Below are 1,130 nucleotides of genomic sequence, written 5' to 3'. Positions count from 1 at the left end.
GTTCAGGTCCTTGATCAGCGTCGCGGCGACGCTCATCGAAATGGGGTCGAGGCCGGCGAACGGCTCGTCGTACATGATCAGGTCGGGGTCGAGCGCGATGGCCCGTGCCAGCGCGACACGGCGTGCCATGCCGCCCGACACCTGCGACGGCAGCAGGTCGCGCGCGCCGCGCAGGCCGACCGCGTTGAGCTTCATCAGCACCAGGTCGCGGATCATCGCCTCGCCGAGGTTGGTGTGCTCGCGCAGCGGGAACGCGACGTTGTCGAACACCGACAGGTCGGTGAACAGCGCGCCGAACTGGAACAGCATGCCCATGCGCCGGCGCATCGCGTGCAGGCCCTGCGCATCGAGGGTGGCGATGTCGACGCCGTCGAACAGCACCTGGCCCTTCATCGGCTGCAGCTGGCGCCCGATCAGGCGCAGCACCGTGGTCTTGCCGCCGCCCGAGGTGCCCATCAGCGCGAGCACCTTGCCGCGCGGCACGCTGAGGTTGACGTTCTCGAGGATCACCCGGTCGCCGTAGCCACAGGTGACATCGCGCAGTTCGATCAGGGTGCCGCCGGTGTTCGCAGGGGGAGACAAGGGGATGGTGGACATGCGCTGGTCGTAGGATCAGGCCGCGTGAGCGATGGCCGGAAGCGGATGATAGATGATCCTCGCGCCGGTCCGTTGGCAACGAACCGTATCCGAGTGCGTCGTCAATTGGACGGAACCCTCAGGAATCGCAATTCATACCGGACGATGGCATCGACGGGTTCCCCGTCGCGCACGGCCGGCAGCATCGGAGTTGTTTCGATGCCGAGCAGCAGGGCCGTGGTCGCTTCCAGCGGCGCGTTCGACTCGACGATGCGCCAGTGCCGGATCAAGCCCTGGGCCGACACCTCCAGTTCGACGGTGGCCACGGTGTCGACCTCCGCCGCGGGATCGATGGCCTGGAACACCACGTTCCAGCCGCGCTCCGGCATCGGCGGCACGTCGTAGCCGCCCGGCGCCTCGGTGGATGGCTGGTCGACGCCGGAAGCGGCTGGGGGTGCGGCGGCTGCCGCCTCCTGCGCCGGCGGCAAGACCTTGGCTGCGCGCTCGCCGGGTTGCGGCATGGGCCGGACCCGTGGCGTCGCGACGTGGTCAGC

Annotated in this window: 2 protein-coding genes; both read right to left on the bottom strand. The window is 68.9% G+C overall.

Annotated features, from left to right (window positions below; translation table 11 throughout):
• A partial coding sequence (locus AC1D01_RS35825; protein ID WP_477874447.1) for an ABC transporter ATP-binding protein occupies window positions 1-597 on the bottom strand: 597 nt, incomplete at its 3' end.
• 101 nt (window positions 598-698) lie between these two features.
• Window positions 699-1,130, bottom strand: a 432-nt coding sequence (locus tag AC1D01_RS35820) for a hypothetical protein (RefSeq protein ID WP_477874445.1), incomplete at its 5' end; no start/stop codon positions are given.

Source organism: Rhizobacter sp. P3_B12 (genome assembly GCF_056402895.1).
Note: the sequence above shows the minus strand (reverse complement) of the source record. Positions and strands in the feature narration are given on the sequence as shown.